This window comes from Streptomyces cellostaticus (assembly GCF_023630175.1).
In the GTDB taxonomy this organism is placed as follows: Bacteria; Actinomycetota; Actinomycetes; order Streptomycetales; family Streptomycetaceae; genus Streptomyces; species Streptomyces cellostaticus_A.
In genome coordinates this window covers 100,741-118,804 of sequence record NZ_JALLIN010000006.1, presented here as the reverse complement: position 1 = coordinate 118,804, position 18,064 = coordinate 100,741, and the positions used below count along the sequence as shown (strand labels likewise).

The 18,064-nt window shown below is 73.0% G+C and carries 18 protein-coding genes; 6 read left to right on the top strand and 12 right to left on the bottom strand.

Annotated elements, in window-relative coordinates:
- Positions 1-37: 37 nt before the first annotated feature.
- The 3 genes from MXD57_RS05680 to MXD57_RS05670 form a co-directional block, all read right to left on the bottom strand.
- Entirely contained in the window at positions 38-1,063 is a 1,026-nt protein-coding gene (locus tag MXD57_RS05680) for a 6-phosphofructokinase (protein WP_250400176.1), read from the bottom strand.
- 201 nt (positions 1,064-1,264) lie between these two features.
- Positions 1,265-1,993 (bottom strand): type 1 glutamine amidotransferase, encoded by a 729-nt coding sequence (locus MXD57_RS05675; RefSeq protein ID WP_250400175.1) that lies wholly within the window; start codon positions 1,991-1,993, stop codon positions 1,265-1,267.
- Positions 1,994-2,014: 21 nt separating this feature from the next.
- Entirely contained in the window at positions 2,015-3,253 is a 1,239-nt protein-coding gene (locus MXD57_RS05670) for a Mur ligase family protein (protein ID WP_250400174.1), read from the bottom strand.
- A gap of 150 nt (positions 3,254-3,403) precedes the next feature.
- Between MXD57_RS05670 and def the strand changes: the two genes are divergently transcribed.
- Positions 3,404-3,964 (top strand): peptide deformylase, encoded by a 561-nt coding sequence (gene def, locus MXD57_RS05665; RefSeq protein ID WP_250400173.1) that lies wholly within the window; start codon positions 3,404-3,406, stop codon positions 3,962-3,964.
- Positions 3,965-4,040: 76 nt separating this feature from the next.
- On the opposite strand, the gene MXD57_RS05660 is transcribed toward def, so the two are convergent.
- Complete coding sequence (locus MXD57_RS05660; protein WP_250400172.1) at positions 4,041-4,685, bottom strand: TetR family transcriptional regulator; 645 nt, start codon at positions 4,683-4,685, stop codon at positions 4,041-4,043.
- A 183-nt stretch (positions 4,686-4,868) separates the two neighbouring features.
- On the opposite strand from MXD57_RS05660, the gene MXD57_RS05655 reads away from it, so the two are divergent.
- Positions 4,869-6,095 carry an acyl-CoA dehydrogenase family protein gene (locus MXD57_RS05655; RefSeq protein WP_250400171.1) on the top strand — a complete coding sequence of 409 codons (1,227 nt, stop codon included), beginning with the start codon at positions 4,869-4,871 and terminating at the stop codon, positions 6,093-6,095.
- Between the two features lie 55 nt (positions 6,096-6,150).
- Here MXD57_RS05655 and MXD57_RS05650 read toward each other — a convergent pair whose 3' ends face one another.
- The 8 genes from MXD57_RS05650 to MXD57_RS05615 form a co-directional block, all read right to left on the bottom strand.
- On the bottom strand, positions 6,151-6,648 hold the full coding sequence (locus MXD57_RS05650) for a cupin domain-containing protein (RefSeq protein ID WP_250400250.1): 498 nt from the start codon (positions 6,646-6,648) through the stop codon (positions 6,151-6,153).
- 118 nt (positions 6,649-6,766) lie between these two features.
- Complete coding sequence (locus MXD57_RS05645; RefSeq protein WP_250400170.1) at positions 6,767-7,981, bottom strand: cytochrome P450; 1,215 nt, start codon at positions 7,979-7,981, stop codon at positions 6,767-6,769.
- Positions 7,978-9,042, bottom strand: coding sequence for a type III polyketide synthase (locus tag MXD57_RS05640; protein WP_250400169.1), 1,065 nt, complete (start codon positions 9,040-9,042; stop codon positions 7,978-7,980). Before MXD57_RS05640 ends, MXD57_RS05645 begins: the two co-directional genes overlap by 4 nt.
- Before the next feature lie 157 nt (positions 9,043-9,199).
- Positions 9,200-9,433, bottom strand: a complete 234-nt coding sequence (locus tag MXD57_RS05635; RefSeq protein WP_250400168.1) for a DUF6213 family protein — start codon at positions 9,431-9,433, stop codon at positions 9,200-9,202.
- 25 nt (positions 9,434-9,458) lie between these two features.
- A complete protein-coding gene (locus MXD57_RS05630; RefSeq protein WP_250400167.1) occupies positions 9,459-10,844 on the bottom strand; it encodes an NADP-dependent succinic semialdehyde dehydrogenase in 1,386 nt (461 codons plus the stop codon).
- A gap of 81 nt (positions 10,845-10,925) precedes the next feature.
- Positions 10,926-11,393, bottom strand: coding sequence for an NUDIX domain-containing protein (locus MXD57_RS05625; RefSeq protein ID WP_250400166.1), 468 nt, complete (start codon positions 11,391-11,393; stop codon positions 10,926-10,928).
- Positions 11,390-12,928, bottom strand: a complete 1,539-nt coding sequence (locus MXD57_RS05620) for an ATP-dependent DNA ligase (RefSeq protein ID WP_250400165.1) — start codon at positions 12,926-12,928, stop codon at positions 11,390-11,392. The genes MXD57_RS05625 and MXD57_RS05620 overlap by 4 nt, the downstream gene beginning before the upstream one ends.
- 29 nt (positions 12,929-12,957) lie before the next feature.
- Entirely contained in the window at positions 12,958-13,905 is a 948-nt protein-coding gene (locus MXD57_RS05615; protein ID WP_250400164.1) for an NAD(P)/FAD-dependent oxidoreductase, read from the bottom strand.
- A 78-nt stretch (positions 13,906-13,983) separates the two neighbouring features.
- On the opposite strand from MXD57_RS05615, the gene MXD57_RS05610 reads away from it, so the two are divergent.
- The 4 genes from MXD57_RS05610 (at position 13,984) to MXD57_RS05595 (ending at position 17,954) form a co-directional block, all read left to right on the top strand.
- The gene (locus MXD57_RS05610; RefSeq protein ID WP_250400163.1) at positions 13,984-14,601 is read left to right on the top strand and encodes a helix-turn-helix domain-containing protein; all 618 of its coding nucleotides are present in this window, start codon (positions 13,984-13,986) and stop codon (positions 14,599-14,601) included.
- Between the two features lie 88 nt (positions 14,602-14,689).
- On the top strand, positions 14,690-15,661 hold the full coding sequence (locus tag MXD57_RS05605) for an NADPH:quinone oxidoreductase family protein (RefSeq protein ID WP_250400162.1): 972 nt from the start codon (positions 14,690-14,692) through the stop codon (positions 15,659-15,661).
- Positions 15,658-16,875 carry an acyl-CoA dehydrogenase family protein gene (locus MXD57_RS05600; protein WP_250400161.1) on the top strand — a complete coding sequence of 406 codons (1,218 nt, stop codon included), beginning with the start codon at positions 15,658-15,660 and terminating at the stop codon, positions 16,873-16,875. Before MXD57_RS05605 ends, MXD57_RS05600 begins: the two co-directional genes overlap by 4 nt.
- Positions 16,872-17,954, top strand: a complete 1,083-nt coding sequence (locus MXD57_RS05595) for an acyl-CoA dehydrogenase family protein (protein ID WP_250400160.1) — start codon at positions 16,872-16,874, stop codon at positions 17,952-17,954. The genes MXD57_RS05600 and MXD57_RS05595 overlap by 4 nt, the downstream gene beginning before the upstream one ends.
- Positions 17,955-18,064 lie beyond the last annotated feature (110 nt).

Sequence of the window (18,064 nt, the reverse complement as noted above, 5' to 3'; positions counted from 1 at the left end):
CAGCGCCGTGACCGGGGGCGGGTGGTCCGGAAGCGGACTACAGCACGCACTCCGCCTCGTCGTACCGCTCGGCGGGCACCGTCTTCAGGGTCTCGACGGCCTCCGCCAGCGACACCATCACGATGTCGGTGCCGCGCAGCGCGGTCATCCGCCCGAACTCGCCCCGGTGCACCGCCTCCACCGCGTGCCATCCGAAGCGCGTGGCCAGCACCCGGTCGTAGGCCGTCGGCGTGCCGCCCCGCTGCACGTGCCCGAGGATGACCGGCCGCGCCTCCTTGCCGAGCCGGTGCTCCAGCTCGACCGAGAGCTGGCGCGCGATGCCCGCGAAGCGCTCGTGGCCGTAGATGTCCTTGCCGCCCTCGTCGAACTCCATGGCGCCGGGCCGCGGCTTGGCCCCCTCGGCGGCGACCACGATGGCGAACCGCTTGCCCGCCTCGAACCGCGCGCCCACCTTCGTCGTCAGCTCGTCGATGTCGAAGGGGCGCTCCGGGACGACGATGGCGTGGGCGCCGGCCGCCATGCCCGAGTGGAGCGCGATCCAGCCCGTGTGGCGGCCCATGACCTCCACGATCAGTACCCGCTGGTGGGACTCGGCGGTGGTCTTCAGCCGGTCCAGCGCCTCGGTGGCGACCCCGACGGCCGTGTCGAAGCCGAAGGTGACGTCCGTGACGGCGATGTCGTTGTCGATGGTCTTCGGTACGCCCACGATGGGCAGCCCGTTGTCGGACAGCAGCCGGGCCGCCTTCAGGGTGCCCTCACCGCCGATCGGGATGATCGCGTCCAGGCCGAGCTCCGCGACGTGGCCCTTGGCCCGCTCGACACCGTCGCGCAGGTGCTCGGGCCGCACCCTGGAGGAGCCGAGGATGGTGCCGCCGCGCGCCAGGATGCCGCCCACGGCATCGAGGTCGAGCTTCATGTAGTCGCATTCCAGGAGGCCCTTCCAGCCGTCCCGGAAACCGATGACCTCGTCGCCGTGGTCGGCCACGGCACGGTGCACGACGGACCGGATGACGGCGTTCAGGCCGGGGCAGTCGCCGCCGGACGTCAGGACACCAATGCGCATAGCCCGAAATACCTTCTCAACGTGGGCCGGGAAACCGGACCACGTCGTCCGGCGGATTCCCGGTCACCCTACCGGCGTGAGGGGGTGGCTCCGTAGCGGGCGTCCGCCTGCTGGACGCGCCCGCACATGTGAGCGGACGGGCCGTCAGGCGGGCCCGGTACGAGCCTGCCGGAAAGCGCTGAGAGGTGCCTGACGCGAGCCTTACGCGGGCTGCTGGGCGGCCGCCATGCGTTCGTTGCGCAGCGCCTCGTACCAGCGGTCGTCGACCGGCGGCAGCGCGTTGACGTCGAGCGCCAGCTTCAGCAGCAGGTCGGCGATCTGCGGGTTGCGGGCGAGGACCGGGCCGTGCATGTACGTGCCGAAGACGGTCCCGTTGTACGCGCCCTCGGTGCCGTCCCCGGTGCCGTTTCCCCTGCCGATCCGGGTGCGGGCGAAGGGGCGGGCGCCGGCGCCGACATGGGTGACGCCCTGGTGGTTCTCGAAGCCGGTCAGCGGGGGCAGGCCGAGCTGCGGATCGATGTCCGCGAGGACGTCACCGACGCACCGCTCGCCCTCGCCGCGCACCGACGTCACGTCGAGCAGGCCGAGGCCCGGCTCCCGCTGGCCGAGGTCGTTGATGAACTCGTGGCCGAGGATCTGGTAGCCGGCGCAGACCGAGAACACGATCGCGCCGTTCTCCACGGCCCGGTGCAGGTGGCCGTCGCGCCGCAGCCGCTCGGCCGCGAGCCGCTGCGGCCGGTCCTCGCCGCCGCCGATGAGGTAGATGTCACCGGATGTCGGGATCGGCTGGTCGCTGCGCACGTCCAGCCGGGCCACGTCCAGGCCGCGCTGCCGCGCCCGGCGCTCCACGACGAGCGCGTTGCCCTGGTCGCCGTAGGTGCTCAGCAGGTCGGGGTAGATCCACACCAGCCGCAGTTGGTTGTCGCTCATGAGGTGATCGCCCTTCGAAGATCAGTTGCCGACGCGGCGGCGCAGGTCCTGGAACGCGGTGTAGTTCGCGATGACCTCGATGCGTCCCGGCGGAGCCGCCTGGACGGCCTGGTCGAGGTCGTCGCACACCTGGAACTGCTGGTTCGCGACCTCCAGACGGACGGCGAGGTCCAGCTTGCGGTCGCCGATCACGAAGATCGGGTGACCGGTCAGCCGCGTGTAGTCGACGTCCCACAGCCAGGAGGTGTCGGTGCCGTCGGCCCCGCGCGCGTTCACGGAGAGGATCACCGGGGTGGGCGGCGGGTCGATCAGGGAGAACGTCTCCAGCCAGCCGGCCGGGTTCTTGGCCAGCAGCAGCCGCAGGTCGCGGTCCATGAACTGGACGACGTCGTACCGGCCGGCCACGGCCTGCACCTGGTACATCCGCTCCAGGGCGACCTGCGGCGGCACCCCGAAGACGGCGGCGACGGCCGCGGAGCTGGCCGCGTTCGCCTTGTTGGCCCGGCCCGGAAGCTGCAGGTGGATCGGCCAGGCGGACCCGTGCGGGTCGAGGACGTGCTCCCCGGACAGCGCCCAGCTCGGCGTGGGCCGGCGGAAGCCGCACTCACCGCAGAACCAGTCCTCGCCCGGGCGCTGCATCACGCCACCGCAGGACGGGCAGGACCAGGCGTCGTCCTTCCACATCTGGCCGGCCGCGACCCAGATCACATTGGGGGAGGAGGACGCGGCCCACACCACCAGCGGGTCGTCGCAGTTGGCGACGACGACGGCCTTGGAACCGGCCAGTCCCTCGCGCCAGTTCTCGGCGAGCATCCGGGTCTCGGCGGCGCGGTCGAGCTGGTCCCGGGAGAGGTTCAGCAGGGCGATGCACTTCGGGCCGGTGTCCCGGGCCACCCCCGCCAGGTACTTCTCGTCGACCTCGATGACGCCGAACTTCGCTTCCGAGCCGCCGGCCAGCGCCGAGGTGATGCCGGCGGGCATGTTGGCGCCGAGCGCGTTCGACACGACCGGACCGGCGGCGCCCAGCGCCTCGGCGATCAGCCGGGTCGTCGTGGTCTTGCCGTTGGTGGCGGAGACCAGGATGACGTCCAGGTTCTGGGCGAGCCTTCCGAGAAGGTCGGGGTCGAGTTTCAGCGCGACCCGGCCACCGATCACCGACCCGCTGCCGCGTCCCGCGGCGCGCGATGCCGCGGCGACCGCCTTGCCCGCGGTCACGGCCAGCTTGGCCCGCGGCGAGAGCGGGTCCGAGTTGCCTGCCATCAGTTCTCGATCCTCCTTGCGTACGCGCCGCGCCTGGGGCCATCCGGCAGCGTGGTGTGGACCTCAGCCTATCGAGATCCGTTCGCACACCCGAATCGCGGCCCACGCCCCGCGGCGGGCATGGGTCGAACGAACCGTACCCTTGCCGCCATGCGACACCGCCCGATCCCGGGCGCCCGCGGGCGCGTCCGGCCTCTTTCCCTGCTCGGGGACCCCGTTCTGCACGGGCCCTGCGCGGACGTCACCGACTTCGGCCCCGAAGTCGCCGAACTCGTGGAGGACTTGTTCGCGACCATGTACGCGGCCCAGGGGGTGGGGCTGGCCGCGAACCAGATCGGGGTGCCTTTGCGGGTGTTCGTCTACGACTGTCCCGACGACGAGGACGTCCGGCACCTCGGCCACGTCGTCAACCCGCGCCTGGTGGAGGCGGACGGCGTGGTGGTCCGTGGCCCGGAGGGCTGTCTGTCCCTGCCGGGCCTGGAGGCGGGGACGCAGCGGTACGACCACGCGGTGGTCGAGGGCTTCACGGCGGCCGGGGAGCCGGTCACCGTCCACGGCACCGGATTCTTCGCCAGGTGCCTGCAGCACGAGTGCGACCATCTGGAGGGCGTGGTGTACGCCGACCGCCTGACGGGTCTGCGCCGCCGCCGGCTGCGGCGGCGGATCGGCCGGGCCGGGTGGCGCCGGGCGGGCGGCGGCACCGGGGCGTAGGGCCGGTCCGGCGGATCCCGTCGTCGGCCCGAAGGGGGGGCGTGGGGTTCGCCGGACGCGGGCCCCGGCCCCGTGGTCAGAAGCCGGGGCCGCCGACCCGGTCCCCGGCCGCCGCGAGCCGGCCCCACAGCAGGTCGGCGAGTGAGCGGACCAACTCGGCCCGGGAGCAGGGCCGTTCGCCGAGCCACCAGTCGCCGGCCGCGTGCATCATGCCGACGATCCCGTGCCCCCAGACCCGGGCGAGCTGCTGACTGCCCGGCCCGAGGTCCAGCCGGTCCTCGATGACCTGGGCCAGTTCCTCGCCCATCCGGCGCAGCAGCGGAGCGCTGTGCTTGCCGACGTCGAAACCCTGGTCGCTGCCCGAGCTGCCCTCGGCCGGGTGCATGAGGAAGCGGTACACCTGGGGCCGGGCCTCGATCGCCGCGAGATAGGTGTCCAGGGTGGACTCCACCCGCTCGCGCCGCTCGGCGGGCGCGTCCAGCGCGGCGCGGAGGGAGTCGAGCAGCGCGTCCGTGTGCCGCTTGGCCAGCGCGGCGTAGAGGCCGCCCTTGTCGCCGAAGTGGCGGTACAGGATCGGTTTCGTGATGCCGGCCTCCGCGGCGATCGCGTTCATCGACGCCTGGGGGCCGTCGCGCAGCACCACCCGGTCGGCGGCCTCCAGCAGCTCGCGCCGTCGGCGGTCGGCGGTCCGCTGCTGATCGGTCCGCTGTGTGGTGTCCATGTGGTCTCCCCACCCGTGCTGATTCGGTGACGCCTGCGCAAACTAACACTGTCCGCGCCGCCGACATCGAACGGGATGCCGAGGAGTCATCAGGAGTTGACTTTTCCTACTGGTCAGTAACACACTCGCGTTACCGCTAGTAACATCGCTGGTAGGACCGCACGTACCGCCGCTGGAGGGGACATGGCCGAGTTCACCATGGAGCTCAACGACGAACAGCAGGAGGTCCGGGAGTGGCTGCACGGCTTCGCCGCCGACGTCATCCGCCCCGCGGCCGCCGAATGGGACGAGCGTGAGGAGACTCCCTGGCCGGTCATCCAGGAGGCCGCGAAGGTCGGCATCTACTCCCTCGACTTCTACGCGCAGCAGTACTTCGACCCCACCGGCCTCGGCATCCCGATGGCCATGGAGGAGCTGTTCTGGGGCGACGCCGGCATCGCCCTGTCCATCGTGGGCACCGGTCTGGCCGCCGTGGGCGTGCTCGCCAACGGAACCGAGGAGCAGATCGGCACCTGGATCCCGCAGATGTACGGCGACCAGAACGACGTGAAGGTCGCCGCCTTCTGCTCCTCCGAGCCGGACGCCGGCTCCGACGTGGCCTCCATGCGCACGCGCGCGGTCTACGACGAGGCGAAGGACGAGTGGGTGATCAACGGCACGAAGACCTGGGCGACCAACGGCGGCATCGCCAACGTCCACGTCGTCGTCGCCGTCGTCGACCCGGAGCTGGGCTCCAAGGGCCACGCGTCCTTCATCGTCCCGGCCGGCACGCCGGGGCTCGCCCAGGGCCAGAAGTTCAAGAAGCACGGCATCCGCGCCTCGCACACCGCCGAGGTCGTCCTGGACGGCGTCCGGGTCCCCGGCTCCTGCCTGCTCGGCGGCAAGGAGAAGCTGGACGAGCGGCTCGCCCGCGCCCGGGAGCGCGCCAGGGCGGGCGGCGAGCGGGTGAAGAACGCGGCCATGGCCACGTTCGAGGCCTCGCGGCCCGCCGTGGGAGCCATGGCGGTCGGCACCGCCCGGGCCGCGTACGAGGTCGCCCTCGACTACGCGAAGTCCCGCGAGCAGTTCGGCCGGCCCATCATCGACAACCAGGGCGTGGCCTTCCAGCTCGCCGACATGCGGACGCAGATCGACGCCGCGCGCCTGCTGGTGTGGCGGGCGTCCTGGATGGCGGTCAACGGCAAGCCGTTCACGGCCGCCGAGGGCTCCATGTCCAAGCTCTTCGCCAGCGAGACGGCGAAGAAGGTGACCGCGCAGGCCATCCAGATCCTGGGCGGCAACGGCTACACCCGCGAGTACCCCGTGGAGCGGATGCACCGCGACAGCGCGATCTACACCATCTTCGAGGGCACGAGCGAGATCCAGCGCCTGGTCATCGCCCGTACCCTGGCCGGAACGCCGATCCGGTAGCGCGAAGGGGCGCGGGTGCCGGAACGGCCCCGCGCCCCTCGGCGGTCCTGCGCGGTCACCTGTGCCGCAGAGGTGTGAGCTGCTCGATGTCGTAGCGACGGCGCAGCCGCTCGATCGCCTCGCGGTCCGGCGGCCCGCCGTTGCCCAGGATCTCCAGCAGCTCCTCGAAGTAGCGCTCGTGGTCCGGCGGAGGGGACGCCTGGAAGAACATCCTCGCCGGCGTGTCCGTCGGATTGGCGAACGCGTGGGGGCAGCCCGGCGGCACGACGATGACCGTGCCCGGCGTCGCCCGGACCACCCGGCTGCCCGAACTCGACTCCCAGCGCTGCCAGCTGTCGGGGGTGCGGATACGCGGCTCGAAGGCGAGCACGTCCAGTTCGCCCTCGAGGACGTAGAACAACTCCTCGCTGCGCGTGTGCACATGGGCGCCGACGTCGAACCCCGGCGGAACCTCCACCTCGAAGGTGGAGGCGGTCCGCGAGTGGGCCCCGGTGACCTTGAACGTCACCCGCTGGGCCGGGGTCTCGACGATCCGCCCGTGACCCGGCGGCACCAGCAGCCCTTCCGCCGGTGCGGCCTCCCGCGCCGGCGGATCCGCCTGGCCCGGGGCGGCTCCCCGGGCCGCGGGCCCTTCGGGTACCGCCAGTCCCTCCGTCGTGGTCATCGGCGGCTCACCACGTCACCGGCAGGGACGCGGGCCCGCGGATCAACGCGCCCTTCCGGAAGGGCACCTGCGCCGGCGCCACGGCCAGCCTGAGCCCGGGCACGCGGTCCAGCAGGGTGTCCACCAGCAGCTCCGACTCCAGCCTCGCCAGCATGCCGCCGGGGCAGTAGTGCGGGCCGAAGCCGAACGCCACGTGCGGATTGGGGCTGCGGGTGACGTCGATGGACTCCGGGTCGGGGAAGACCTCCGGGTCGCGGTTGGCGGCCAGGTAGGAGACGTAGATCGGGTCCCCGGCCCGGACACGGACACCGTGGATCTCCACGTCCTCCAGGGCGATCCGGGACAGCCCGACGGCGTTGCGGTGCGGGATGAACCGCAGCAGCTCGTCGATGGCCCGAGGTCTGATCGCCGGATCGGAACGCAGCCGCGCGGCCAGTTCGGGACGGGTCAGCAGCAGGTAGAACATCTGCCCGCTGTTGTTGGTGACCGCCTCGCCGCCGATCTGGAGCAGGACCGCGAGGCCCACGGCCTCCTCCAGGGTGACCTCCCGGCGGCCCACGGCGGCGCCGAGCAGCGAGGCCACGTCCTCGCCCGCGCTGTTCTCGCGCAGGGCGACGAGATCGGAGAAGTAGGCGCTCATCTCGCGCTTGGCCTTCTCGCTGAGCTCCTTGCCGTGCGCGGAGGACAGGATGAGCTGGGTCCACGTGTGCATGCTGTGCCGGTCGGCGGCCGGTACGCCCATCAGCTCGCAGATCACCGCGATGGGGAAGGGGCTGAGCACCGCACTGGTGAGGTCGGCGGGCGGCCCGTCCTGGAGCAGCTCGTCCACCAGCTCGTCCAGCATCGCGCGCGCCCTGTCGCGGATCCGCTCCACGCCCCTGGCGGTGAACGCGGCCGCCACCGAGCGGCGCAGCCGGGTGTGGTCGGGCGGGTCGAGGAAGCCGACCGCTCCCCGGTCCGGGATGAAGTGCGGGGCGAGCCGGGTGACCTGCTTGTCCATGACCGCCTCGCGGCCGAACCGCGGGTCGTTGGTCACCATGCGCACGTCGTCGTACCGGGTGACCAGCCAGGCCCAGCCCTCGCCGTTGGGGAGCTGGATGCGGGTGACCGGGCCCTCGCTCATCAGGTCGGCCAGCACCGGGTCGAAGTCCGTGCCGTTCAGGTCGACCGCCGGCCAGTGCCGGACCGGGGGCGGGGTCTCGGTGAGGGTCTCTTCGGTCATCGTGTCTTCTCGCCGTCCTGGACCCAGCGGCCCACGGTCATCTCGGCGGTGATGCCGGGACCGAACCCGGCCAGCAGCCCGCGTGCCCGGTGCTCGGCACCGCCCTCGTCGAAGAGCCGGCGCAGCGCGTCCAGGACGACGGCGCTGGCGATGTTGCCGTACTCGGTGAGCGTCGACCGGCTGAACCGGAACGCCTGGGGTTCGACCTGCAGGAACTTGCTGAGGTCGTCGAGTATTCGGGGCCCGCCGGCGTGGATGATGTAGAAGTCCAGGTCGGAGGCGTCCCAGCCGTGGTTGCCCGCGAGGTCCTGGAGCGCCGGGGCGAGCGGCTCCATGGTGGTCGGCACCCGCTTGTCCAGCAGGAAGTGGAAGCCGGTCGCCCGGACGTCGTACGCGATCCAGTCCTCGGTCTTCGGGATCAGGTACGAGCCGTTGCGCTCGAGCTGGACGCCCGTACCGCCGCGCCCGCGCACCACGGCGGCGGCGATGCCGTCGCCGAACAGGCCGTTGGACAGCAGCGAGCCGACGCCGAGATCGGTGGGCTGGTAGCACAGCGAGCAGAACTCGCAGGCCACGATGAGGGCGTTGCCCTCGGGGTAGGCCGAACAGAAGTCGTGGGCCCGGTTGATGGCCGCACCGCCGGCCGCACAGCCCAGCTGGGCTATCGGGAGCTGCCGGGTGGTGCTCGAGAAGTCCATCTCGTTGATCAGCCACGCGGTGAGCGACGGCATCATGAAGCCCGTGCACGACACGTAGATGATGACATCGATGTCGGTGGTCAGGAGCTCGGCGTCGTCGAGCGCCCGCTGGATCACCGCGGGGACGCGAGCCTTGGCCTCCGCCTCGTAGAGCTTGTTGCGGTCCTCGAAGCCCGGATGCTTCAGGGTTTCCTCGATGGGCTGCACGATGTGCCGGGTGCGGACGCCCGTGTTCTCGATCAGCCGGAGGGCCAGCGGGAGCTGGGGGTGGTCCGCGTGGTGCAGCCGCGCCAGCTCCAGGGTCTCCTCCATCGTGATCACATGCTCTGGTACGGACACCGAGGGTCTGCACAAAGTCGCCATGAGCCGTCCCTGCTTTCGCCGTCCGGCAGGCCTTCGCCCGCCGGTCAGAAGGTGGTCCACCCAGGTTCACCCGACGGGGCGACGATCTCGCGCCGGACTACTCCGAACCGGTGACAAGGGGTCAGGGGCGACCACGCTGCGAAACCCCCCGTGAGGGCTACGGCGCCCCGCTGCTGTGGGCGATGCACGCCACGTCGATGCGGTCCGCGAGCTTCGCCAGTTCGATGGTCAACGCGGCCACCGTGTCCTCGTCGAGCTGATGCTCCCCGGCCTCGACGAGATGAAGCCAGCGCCCGCCCACGGTCCGCAGCAACTTGCTCACGTCGGCCGCCGCCACCTGCAAGGTACCGCGGTCGTCGACGATCAGGGGCAGGGTCACTTCGCGGTTCACAGTCGGGATGGTAGCCGCGCGGCCCTCACGCACCCTGCCAAACCGTGGTGATGTTGCAGAACTCCCGGATTCCGTGCCCGGACAGCTCACGTCCGTAGCCGGAGCGCTTCACCCCGCCGAAGGGGAACGCCGGATGGGAGGCCGTCATGCCGTTCACGTACACGGCGCCCGCCTCCAGGTCCCGGGCGAACCGCTCGACCTCGCGCTCCTCCCGGGTCCAGACGTTCGAACTCAGTCCGAACGGCGAGTCGTTGGCGATGAGCACCGCCTCGTCGAGGTCGCCGGCCCGGTACAGCGTGGCGACCGGCCCGAAGGCCTCCTCGCGGTGGACGCGCATCTCCCGGGTGATGCCGGCCAGCACGGTCGGCGGGTAGTACCAGCCCGGCCCGTCCGGGCGTTCGCCGCCGCACAGCACCTCGGCCCCGGCCCGCTTCGCGTCGTCGACCAGTTCCTCGAGATCCCTGCGCCCCTGCTCGGTGGCGAGCGGCCCGACCTGCGTCCCCTCCTCCAGCGGATCGCCGGTGCGCAGCGCCTCCATGCCCGCGACGAACCGCTCCGCGAAGGCGTCGTACACGTCGGCGTGCACGATGAACCGCTTGGCCGCGATGCACGACTCCCCGTTGTTCTGCACCCGGGCGGTCACGGCGACGGCGGCCGCGCGGTCGAGGTCGGCGGAGGGCATGACGACGTAGGGGTCGCTGCCGCCCAGCTCCAGCACCGTCTTCTTGATCATCTCACCGGCGGTGGAGGCGACGGCCCGTCCGGCCGGCTCGCTGCCGGTCAGCGTCGCGGCCCTGACCCGCTCGTCCCGCAGGATGCCGTCCACCGCGGCCGAGCCGACCAGCAGCGTCTGGAAGCAGCCCTCCGTGAAGCCCGCCCGGTGGAACAGGTCCTCCAGGTACAGCGCCGTCTGCGGAACGTTCGACGCGTGCTTGAGCAGGCCCACGTTGCCGGCCATCAGCGCGGGCGCGGCGAAGCGGATCACCTGCCACAGCGGGAAGTTCCAGGGCATCACGGCGAGCACCGGCCCGAGCGGCCGGTAGCGGACCCGGACCCGGGAGGCGCCGGAGTCCCGCACGTCCTGCTCGGGCGGCTCCTCGTCGGCCAGCAGTCCCTCCGCGCGTTCGGCGTACCAGCGCATCGCCCTGGCGCACTTGGCGGCCTCCGCGCGGGCCTGCTCGACGGGCTTGCCCATCTCGGTGGTCATCACCCGGCCGATCTCCCGCTGGTCCTCCTCCAGCAGGCCGGCGGCCCTGTTCATCATCTGCGCGCGTTCGGCGAACGTGGTCGTCCGGTACGTGCGGAACGTCGCCTCGGCGAGCTGGAGCCGGCGTTCCAGCTCCTCCTCGCCCATGGCCTCGTACGTCTTGAGCGTCTCGCCGTTCGCCGGGTTCACCGTCGCGATGGGCATGGCTGACCTCCCTGGGAGCGGGCCTGTTCCGACCTTCGCGCGCGACACGGCCCGTCGCAACGCGTACGCCGCTGTTCAGACCTAGTGCTCCGCCAGCCGGTCGAGAAACGCCGCCTGCGCCGGGACGATCACCTCGCGGGCCCGGTCCAGACCGAACCACGCGACCCGGTCCAGCTCCGGGAACTGCGCCGTGCGGCCGGACTTCGGCGGCCACTCCATGGTGAAGGTGCCCGGCTCGATGCTCTCCGGGTCCAGGTCCGCCTCCACCGCCCACGCCGTGACGACCTTGCCGCCGCGCTGCACGACCTCGCCCAGCGGCACGGCCTCCCCGTCGGGCGGCGCCAGCCCCAGCTCCTCCCGGAACTCCCGCCGGGCCGCCGCCCAGGCGGGCTCGCCGGCCTCGTACTCGCCCTTGACCACGGTCCACGCGCCGGCGTCCTTCCTCGCGAAGAACGGCCCGCCCATGTGGCCGAGCAGCACCTGGAGCCCGTCGTCGGAGCGCCGGAACAACAGCAGTCCCGCGCTGCGCCTCGTCGCCCGGGCCGTCATGGCCCGGCCTCCGGGTGGGCCGCCAGCAGGGCCTCGACGGTGTCGGCCTCCTCGGGCCGCTTGTCCTCGCGGTAGCGGATCACGCGGGCGAAGCGCAGGGTGACGCCGGCCGGGTAGCGGGAGGAGCGCTGCAGGCCGTCGTAGGCGATCTCCACGACGAGTTCCGGGCGCACCCTGACCCCCCAGCCGCCGTCCTCGACGGCCAGCTCCCGCAGCCTCCCGGTCTGCCAGGCGAGCATCGCGTCCGTCATGCCCTTGAAGGTCTTGCCGAGCATCGCGAAGCCGCCGTCCGCCGTCCGGGCGCCGAGGTGGAGGTTGGAGAGCATGCCGGTGCGGCGGCCGTGTCCCCACTCGGCGGCGAGCACCACCAGGTCGAGGGTGTGCACGGGCTTGACCTTCAGCCAGGACGCGCCGCGCCGGCCCGCGCTGTAGGCGGCGTCCAGCGCCTTGACCACCACGCCCTCGTGTCCGCGGGCGAGCGTGTCCGCGAGGAACCGCTCCGCCGCGCCGGCCTCCGCCGGCCCGGACACCACCGTCCCGCGCACCCGCATGCGCTCCGGCACCAGCCGGGCCAGCTCCACGTGCCGCTCGGCGAACGGCAGGTCCAGCAGGTCGCGCCCGTCGACCGACAGGGCGTCGAAGAACACCGGGGAGACGGGGACCTCACCGGCCACCCGCGCCACGTCCGTCCGGGAGCCGACCCGGCCGGCCGTCTCCTGGAAGGAGCGGGGCCGGCCGTCCGCGCCGAAGGAGACCACCTCGCCGTCCAGGATGAACCGCTCGCCCGCGAGACCGAGCGCGGCGGCGCTCACCTCGGGCAGCCGGCCGGTGATGTCGTCCAGGGTGCGGGTGTGGATCCGGACGGTGCCGCCGTCCCGGTGGACCTGGACGCGGATCCCGTCCAGCTTCTCCTCCACCGCGCACGGACCCAGCTTCGCCACCGCCTCGGCGACCGAGGCGGCGCTGTGCGCGAGCATCGGATGCACCGGCCGGCCGACCGTCAGCCGGAACCGCTCCAGGGCGCCGGGGCCCTCGGCCAGCAGCGCCCGCGCCACCGTCCGCAGTGATCCGGCGAGCATCACCGCCCGCCGCACGCCCGCCGGGTCCGCGCCGGTCGCCCGGGCGAGTCCTTCCACCGCCACCGCGTCCAGGGCGCCCTGCCGGACCTCGCCGGTGAGCAGGCCGCGCAGGAAGCGCTGTTCGGCCTCGGTGGCCGCGCCCATCAGCTCGCCGACGAGCCGGACCCGCTCCGCCTGGGACCCCGGCCCGGACACCCGGCCCAGCTCGCTGAGCCGGGCGTCGACCTCCCGCACCGTCAGGGCGGGGCCGTCGGCCGGAGGGACCGGACGGCTCAGCACCTTCCAGCCGACGCCGATCCGGCCCTGCGGGAGCCGTCCGGCCAGGTAGGGGATCACGATCGGCACGTCGTCCGGCTCCGCCTCCCGGAACAGCTCCGCGAGCAGGGCGGTCTTGCGGGACCTGGCCGCCGTCGCGGCGACCTCCCCGGACACCTCGGCCAGCCGGGTCAGCAGCATGCAGTCATGGTGCACCGCGACAGCGGGCTCTACACCTGCGCACCGGCGTCGAGGTCGGCGAAGAGCAGTTCGCCGTTGATCGCCGCCCCGGCCCGGTAGCCGCGGCTGGCCGCGTTCACCACCTGTTCGGCGAAGCCGCTCGCGTTGCCCGCCGCCCACAGCCCGGCCACGCTCGTCAGGCCCCGTTCGTCGGTCACCGGGTAGCTGCCGAAGGGTGTCTCCCGCAGCTCCGCGCCGAGCCGCACGAAGAGCCGGTTCCGCGGGACGGCACGCGGGGCGGCGTACAGCACCTCGCGCTCGTGGACCACGCCCGCGCCGCGGGGGCCGTCCCCGGCGAGCCGGACGCCGGTGAGCCGGTCGCCCTCGACCACCACCTCGGCCACCTCGCCGGGTACGACCTCGACCCCGGCCGTGGCCAGCCTGCGCCGGTCGACGTCCGTCAGCTCCGCCTCCCGCACCTGGTGCAGGAAGAGCCGCACGTCCTTGGACCACTGGGTGACCATCAGCGCCTGGTGCACGCTCAGCGCACTGCTCGCGAGCACGCCGGTCGCCAGGTCGCGGACCTCCCAGCCGTGGCAGTACGGGCAGTGGACGACGTCCCGGCCGAACCGCTCGGCGAGGCCCGGGACCGGCGGGAGCTCGTCCGCGAGCCCGGTCGCGACCACCAGGTGCCGGGCGCGGACACGGGCGCCGCCCGCCAGCGTCACGGTGAAGTCCCCGTCCCGGGCCGCGTCCACCACCCGGTCCCGGACCAGCTCGACGCCGTACCGGGCGATCTCCTCGCGTCCGGTCGCCAGGAACTGCGCGGGGGACATGCCGTCCCGGGACAGATAGCCCTGCATGTGCGCGGACCGCGCGTTGCGCGGCTCGCCCGCGTCGACGACCAGCGTGCGCCGCCGGGCCCGGCCCAGCACCAGCGCCGCGGACAGTCCGGCCGCGCCGCCGCCGACCACGACGACCTCGTAGCTCTCGGTCAAGGTGACCACCTCCGTCGCCGACGGTCGCGCGGATGCTGCCGTCTTGACAAACTTCTTTGCCGATTCTGCAATGAGGGCATGAGCGGCGAACGAACCGAGAGCGCCGGGAGTGTCCAGGGTGCCGAGGACTCCGACGGCGTCCTGGCGGGCGTCGGGCCCAGGCTGCGGCGGATCCGCAGGGAGCGGGAGGTGACACTGGCGGCGCTGTCCGAGGCCACCGGTATCTCCGTCAGCACCCTGTCCCGGCTGGAGTCCGGCCTGCGCCGGCCGAGTCTGGAACTGCTGCTGCCCATCGCGCGGGCCCACCAGGTGGCGCTCGACGAACTGGTCGGCGCCCCGCCCGTCGGCGACCCCGTGGTGCGGGCGAAGCCCGTCGAGCGGAACGGCCGGGTGTTCTGGCCGCTGACCCGCCAGCCCGGCGGCCTGCAGGCCTTCAAGATCCTCGAACCGCAGCGCAGACAGGAGCCGGACCGGCGCACCCACGAGGGCTACGAGTGGCTGTACGTGCTCTCGGGCCGGCTGCGGCTCGTGCTCGGCGAGCACGACGTGGTGCTCTCGGCGGGCGAGGCGGCGGAGTTCGACACCCGGGTGCCGCACTGGTTCGGGTCGACGGGGGAGGGGCCGGTGGAGTTCCTGAGCCTGTTCGGGCCGCAGGGGGAGCGGATGCACGTGCGGGCCCGGCCCACGCGCACGTGACGCGGACTACTGTTCCCTGATCAGCAAGCGACCGCTTAGTATGCCCGTCGGAACCCGGTCAGACGAAGCAGTCCCGTGGAGGCCCCGCATGCAGGCATGGCAAGTGCACGAGAACGGCGAGCCGCGCGAGGTGATGCGCCTGGCGGAGGTGGAGCGGCCCACGCCGGGGGAGGGCCAGGTGCTGCTGCGCGTGCGCGCCGCCAACATCAACTTCCCGGACGCCCTGCTCTGCCGGGGCCAGTACCAGGTACGGCCCCCGCTGCCGTTCACTCCGGGTGTGGAGATCTGCGCCGAGACCGAGGACGGCCGCCGGGTGATCGCCAACCCCGCGCTGCCGTACGGCGGTCTCGCCGAGTACGCCGTCGCCGACGCCCGCGCGCTGCTGCCGGCGCCCGGCTCCCTGGACGACGCCGAGGCCGCCGCGCTGCACATCGGCTACCAGACGGGCTGGTTCGGCCTGCATCGGCGGGCCCGCCTGGAGGCGGGGGAGACCCTGCTGGTGCACGCCGCGGCCGGCGGGGTGGGCAGCGCCGCCGTACAACTGGGCAAGGCCGCCGGCGCCACCGTGATCGGCGTGGTCGGCGGCGCGCGGAAGGCCGCCGTCGCCCGGGAACTGGGCTGCGACGTGGTCGTCGACCGGCGCGCCGAGGACGTCGTCGCGGCCGTCAAGGAGGCCACCGGCGGCCGGGGCGCCGACGTGATCTACGACCCCGTCGGCGGCGAGGCCTACGCCCAGTCCGCCAAGCTCGTCGCCTTCGAGGGCCGGATCGTGGTCGTCGGGTTCGCCAGCGGCGTCATCCCGAGCCCCGCCCTCAACCACGCCCTGGTGAAGAACTACACGATCCTCGGCCTGCACTGGGGCCTGTACAACACCAAGGACCCCGGACTGGTCCTGCACTGCCACGAGCGGCTCACCGAGCTGGCCGCGTCGGGCGCGATCAAGCCGCTGGTGAGCGAGCGGGTGCCGCTGGACGGGGCGGCCGACGCCGTGCAGCGGGTCGCCGACGGGGTGACCACCGGCCGGGTGGCCGTGGTCCTGGACAAGGGAGCCGTCGCATGACCGACGCAGCGGAACTGCGCAGCCGCACACAGGAGTTGCTGGCCGCCCACCCGCCGGCCGGGACCGGCCGCCTGGAGTTCCTGCGGGCCAGGTTCGACGCGGGCCTGGCCTGGGTGCACTTCCCGGCGGGCCTCGGCGGACTGGACGCCCCGCGCTCCCTGCAGGCCGTCGTGGACGCGGAACTCCAGGCCGCAGGCGCCCCGGACAACGACCCCCGGCGCATCGGCATCGGCCTCGGCATGGCCGCGCCGACGATCCTCAAGTACGGCACGGAGGAGCAGAAGCGGCGTTTCCTGCGGCCCCTGTGGACCGGGGAGGAGGTCTGGTGCCAGCTCTTCAGCGAGCCGGGCGCCGGCTCCGACCTGGCCGCGCTCGGCACCCGGGCGGTACGCGAGGACGGGGCGCCCTCCGGTCCGGGCGAGGCGGGGAGCGGGGGAAGCTGGGTCGTCAACGGGCAGAAGGTGTGGACGTCCAGCGCCCACGTCGCCCGCTGGGCCATCCTCATCGCCCGCACCGACCCGGACCTCCCCAAGCACCGGGGCATCACCTACTTCCTCTGCGACATGACCGACCCGGGCGTCGAGGTGCGGCCGCTGCGCCAGATCACCGGCGAGGCCGAGTTCAACGAGGTCTTCCTGACGGACGTCCGCATCCCCGACAGCCGGCGCCTCGGCGAGGTCGGCGACGGCTGGCGGGTCGCGCAGACCACGCTGAACAACGAGCGCGTGGCCATCGGCGGCATGCGCCTGCCGCGCGAGGGCGGCATGATCGGTCCGCTGTCGAAGACCTGGCGCGAGCGGCCGGAACTGCGCACCCACGACCTGCACCAGCGGCTGCTGAAGCTCTGGGTCGAGGCCGAGGTCACCCGGCTCACCGGTGAACGCCTTCGCCAGCAGCTCGCCGTCGGCCAGCCCGGCCCCGAGGGCGCCGGCATGAAGCTCGCCTTCGCCCGCCTCAACCAGGAGATCAGCGGCCTGGAGGTCGAACTGCGCGGTGAGGAAGGGCTGTTGTACGACGACTGGACGATGCGCCGCCCCGAACTGGTGGACTTCACCGGCCGCGACGCCGGCTACCGCTACCTGCGCTCCAAGGGCAACAGCATCGAGGGCGGGACCAGCGAGGTCCTGCTGAACATCGTCGCCGAGCGCGTCCTGGGCCTGCCGGCCGAGCCGCGCACCGACAAGGACGTCGCCTGGAAGGACCTGGCCCGATGAGCACCCAGCCGGATCTGCTGTACTCCGAGGAGGAAGAGGCGCTGCGCGCCGCCGTACGCGATCTGCTCACGGACCACTGCGAGGCGGCCGGCGTGATCGCCCGTACCGAGTCGGACGCCCCGCACGACCTCGCGCTGTGGAAGTCCCTCACCGAGGGCATGGGCCTGGCCGGTCTGCTGGTGCCGGAGGCGCTGGGCGGCCAGGGCGCCACCCACCGCGAAGCCGCCGTCGTCCTGGAGGAACTGGGGCGCGCCGTCGCCCCCGTGCCCTATCTCAGCAGCGCGGTCGTCGCCACCGAGGCCCTGCTGGACGGCGGGGACGAGGAACTGCTGGGCCGCCTGGCGTCCGGCCGTACGGTGGGCGTGCTCGCGGTGGGACTGCACACCCCCCCGGGCCCCGCCCGGCGCACCGCGCGGCTGGAGAACGGCGCCCTGCACGGCGGGCTGACCGGCGTGGCGGACGCCACCGCTGCCGACGTCCTGCTCGTCCCGGCCGACGACGGCGGGCTGTACGCCGTGGCCGCCGAGGCGGCGACCGTCACCCCGCAGGTCTCCCTCGACCTGACCCGCCCGGTCGCCACCGTCACGCTCGACGGAGCACCCGGACGTCGCGTCGGCGACGCGGAACCGGCCGTGCGGCGGGCCCTGCGGGCCGGCGCCGGACTGCTGGCCTCCGAACAACTGGGCGTCGCCGACTGGGCCCTGACCGAGACCGTGCGGTACCTGAAGGAACGCAAGCAGTTCAACCGGCCGGTCGGCGGCTTCCAGGCGCTCAAGCACCGGCTCGCCCAGCTCTGGCTCGAGGTCGTCGGCCTCCGGGCCGCCGCCCGCGCCGCCGCCGACGCCCTCGCGACCGGCGCGGACACCGACGTCATGGTGACCGTCGCCCAGGCCCACGCCGGCCCGGTCGCCGTACGCGCCACCGAGGAGGCGGTGCAACTGCACGGCGGTATCGGCATGACCTGGGAACACCCGGCCCACCTGCACCTCAAGCGGGCCAAGGCCGACTCGATCGCCTACGGCACCGCGGGCGCCCACCGGGAGGCGCTGGCCGCACTGGTCGACCTCCGGGCGCCCTGACGCACGGCGCGTGAAGCCCGCCCGCCGGGGCGGGCTTCTCCGCTCGCGGGCCCCGCGCGGCGAGGAGCACCGACGGCCTCGCCCGCCGTCCCCGGGACGTTCGTGGACGC

Coding starts and splice junctions, on each gene's coding strand:
- MXD57_RS05680 (WP_250400176.1), bottom strand. CDS start 1,063: ATGCGCATTGGTGTCCTGACGTCCGGCGGCGACTGCCCCGGCCTGAAC.
- MXD57_RS05675 (WP_250400175.1), bottom strand. CDS start 1,993: ATGAGCGACAACCAACTGCGGCTGGTGTGGATCTACCCCGACCTGCTG.
- MXD57_RS05670 (WP_250400174.1), bottom strand. CDS start 3,253: ATGGCAGGCAACTCGGACCCGCTCTCGCCGCGGGCCAAGCTGGCCGTG.
- def (WP_250400173.1), top strand. CDS start 3,404: ATGCGACACCGCCCGATCCCGGGCGCCCGCGGGCGCGTCCGGCCTCTT.
- MXD57_RS05660 (WP_250400172.1), bottom strand. CDS start 4,685: ATGGACACCACACAGCGGACCGATCAGCAGCGGACCGCCGACCGCCGA.
- MXD57_RS05655 (WP_250400171.1), top strand. CDS start 4,869: ATGGCCGAGTTCACCATGGAGCTCAACGACGAACAGCAGGAGGTCCGG.
- MXD57_RS05645 (WP_250400170.1), bottom strand. CDS start 7,981: ATGACCGAAGAGACCCTCACCGAGACCCCGCCCCCGGTCCGGCACTGG.
- MXD57_RS05640 (WP_250400169.1), bottom strand. CDS start 9,042: ATGGCGACTTTGTGCAGACCCTCGGTGTCCGTACCAGAGCATGTGATC.
- MXD57_RS05630 (WP_250400167.1), bottom strand. CDS start 10,844: ATGCCCATCGCGACGGTGAACCCGGCGAACGGCGAGACGCTCAAGACG.
- MXD57_RS05625 (WP_250400166.1), bottom strand. CDS start 11,393: ATGACGGCCCGGGCGACGAGGCGCAGCGCGGGACTGCTGTTGTTCCGG.
- MXD57_RS05620 (WP_250400165.1), bottom strand. CDS start 12,928: ATGCTGCTGACCCGGCTGGCCGAGGTGTCCGGGGAGGTCGCCGCGACG.
- MXD57_RS05610 (WP_250400163.1), top strand. CDS start 13,984: ATGAGCGGCGAACGAACCGAGAGCGCCGGGAGTGTCCAGGGTGCCGAG.
- MXD57_RS05605 (WP_250400162.1), top strand. CDS start 14,690: ATGCAGGCATGGCAAGTGCACGAGAACGGCGAGCCGCGCGAGGTGATG.
- MXD57_RS05600 (WP_250400161.1), top strand. CDS start 15,658: ATGACCGACGCAGCGGAACTGCGCAGCCGCACACAGGAGTTGCTGGCC.
- MXD57_RS05595 (WP_250400160.1), top strand. CDS start 16,872: ATGAGCACCCAGCCGGATCTGCTGTACTCCGAGGAGGAAGAGGCGCTG.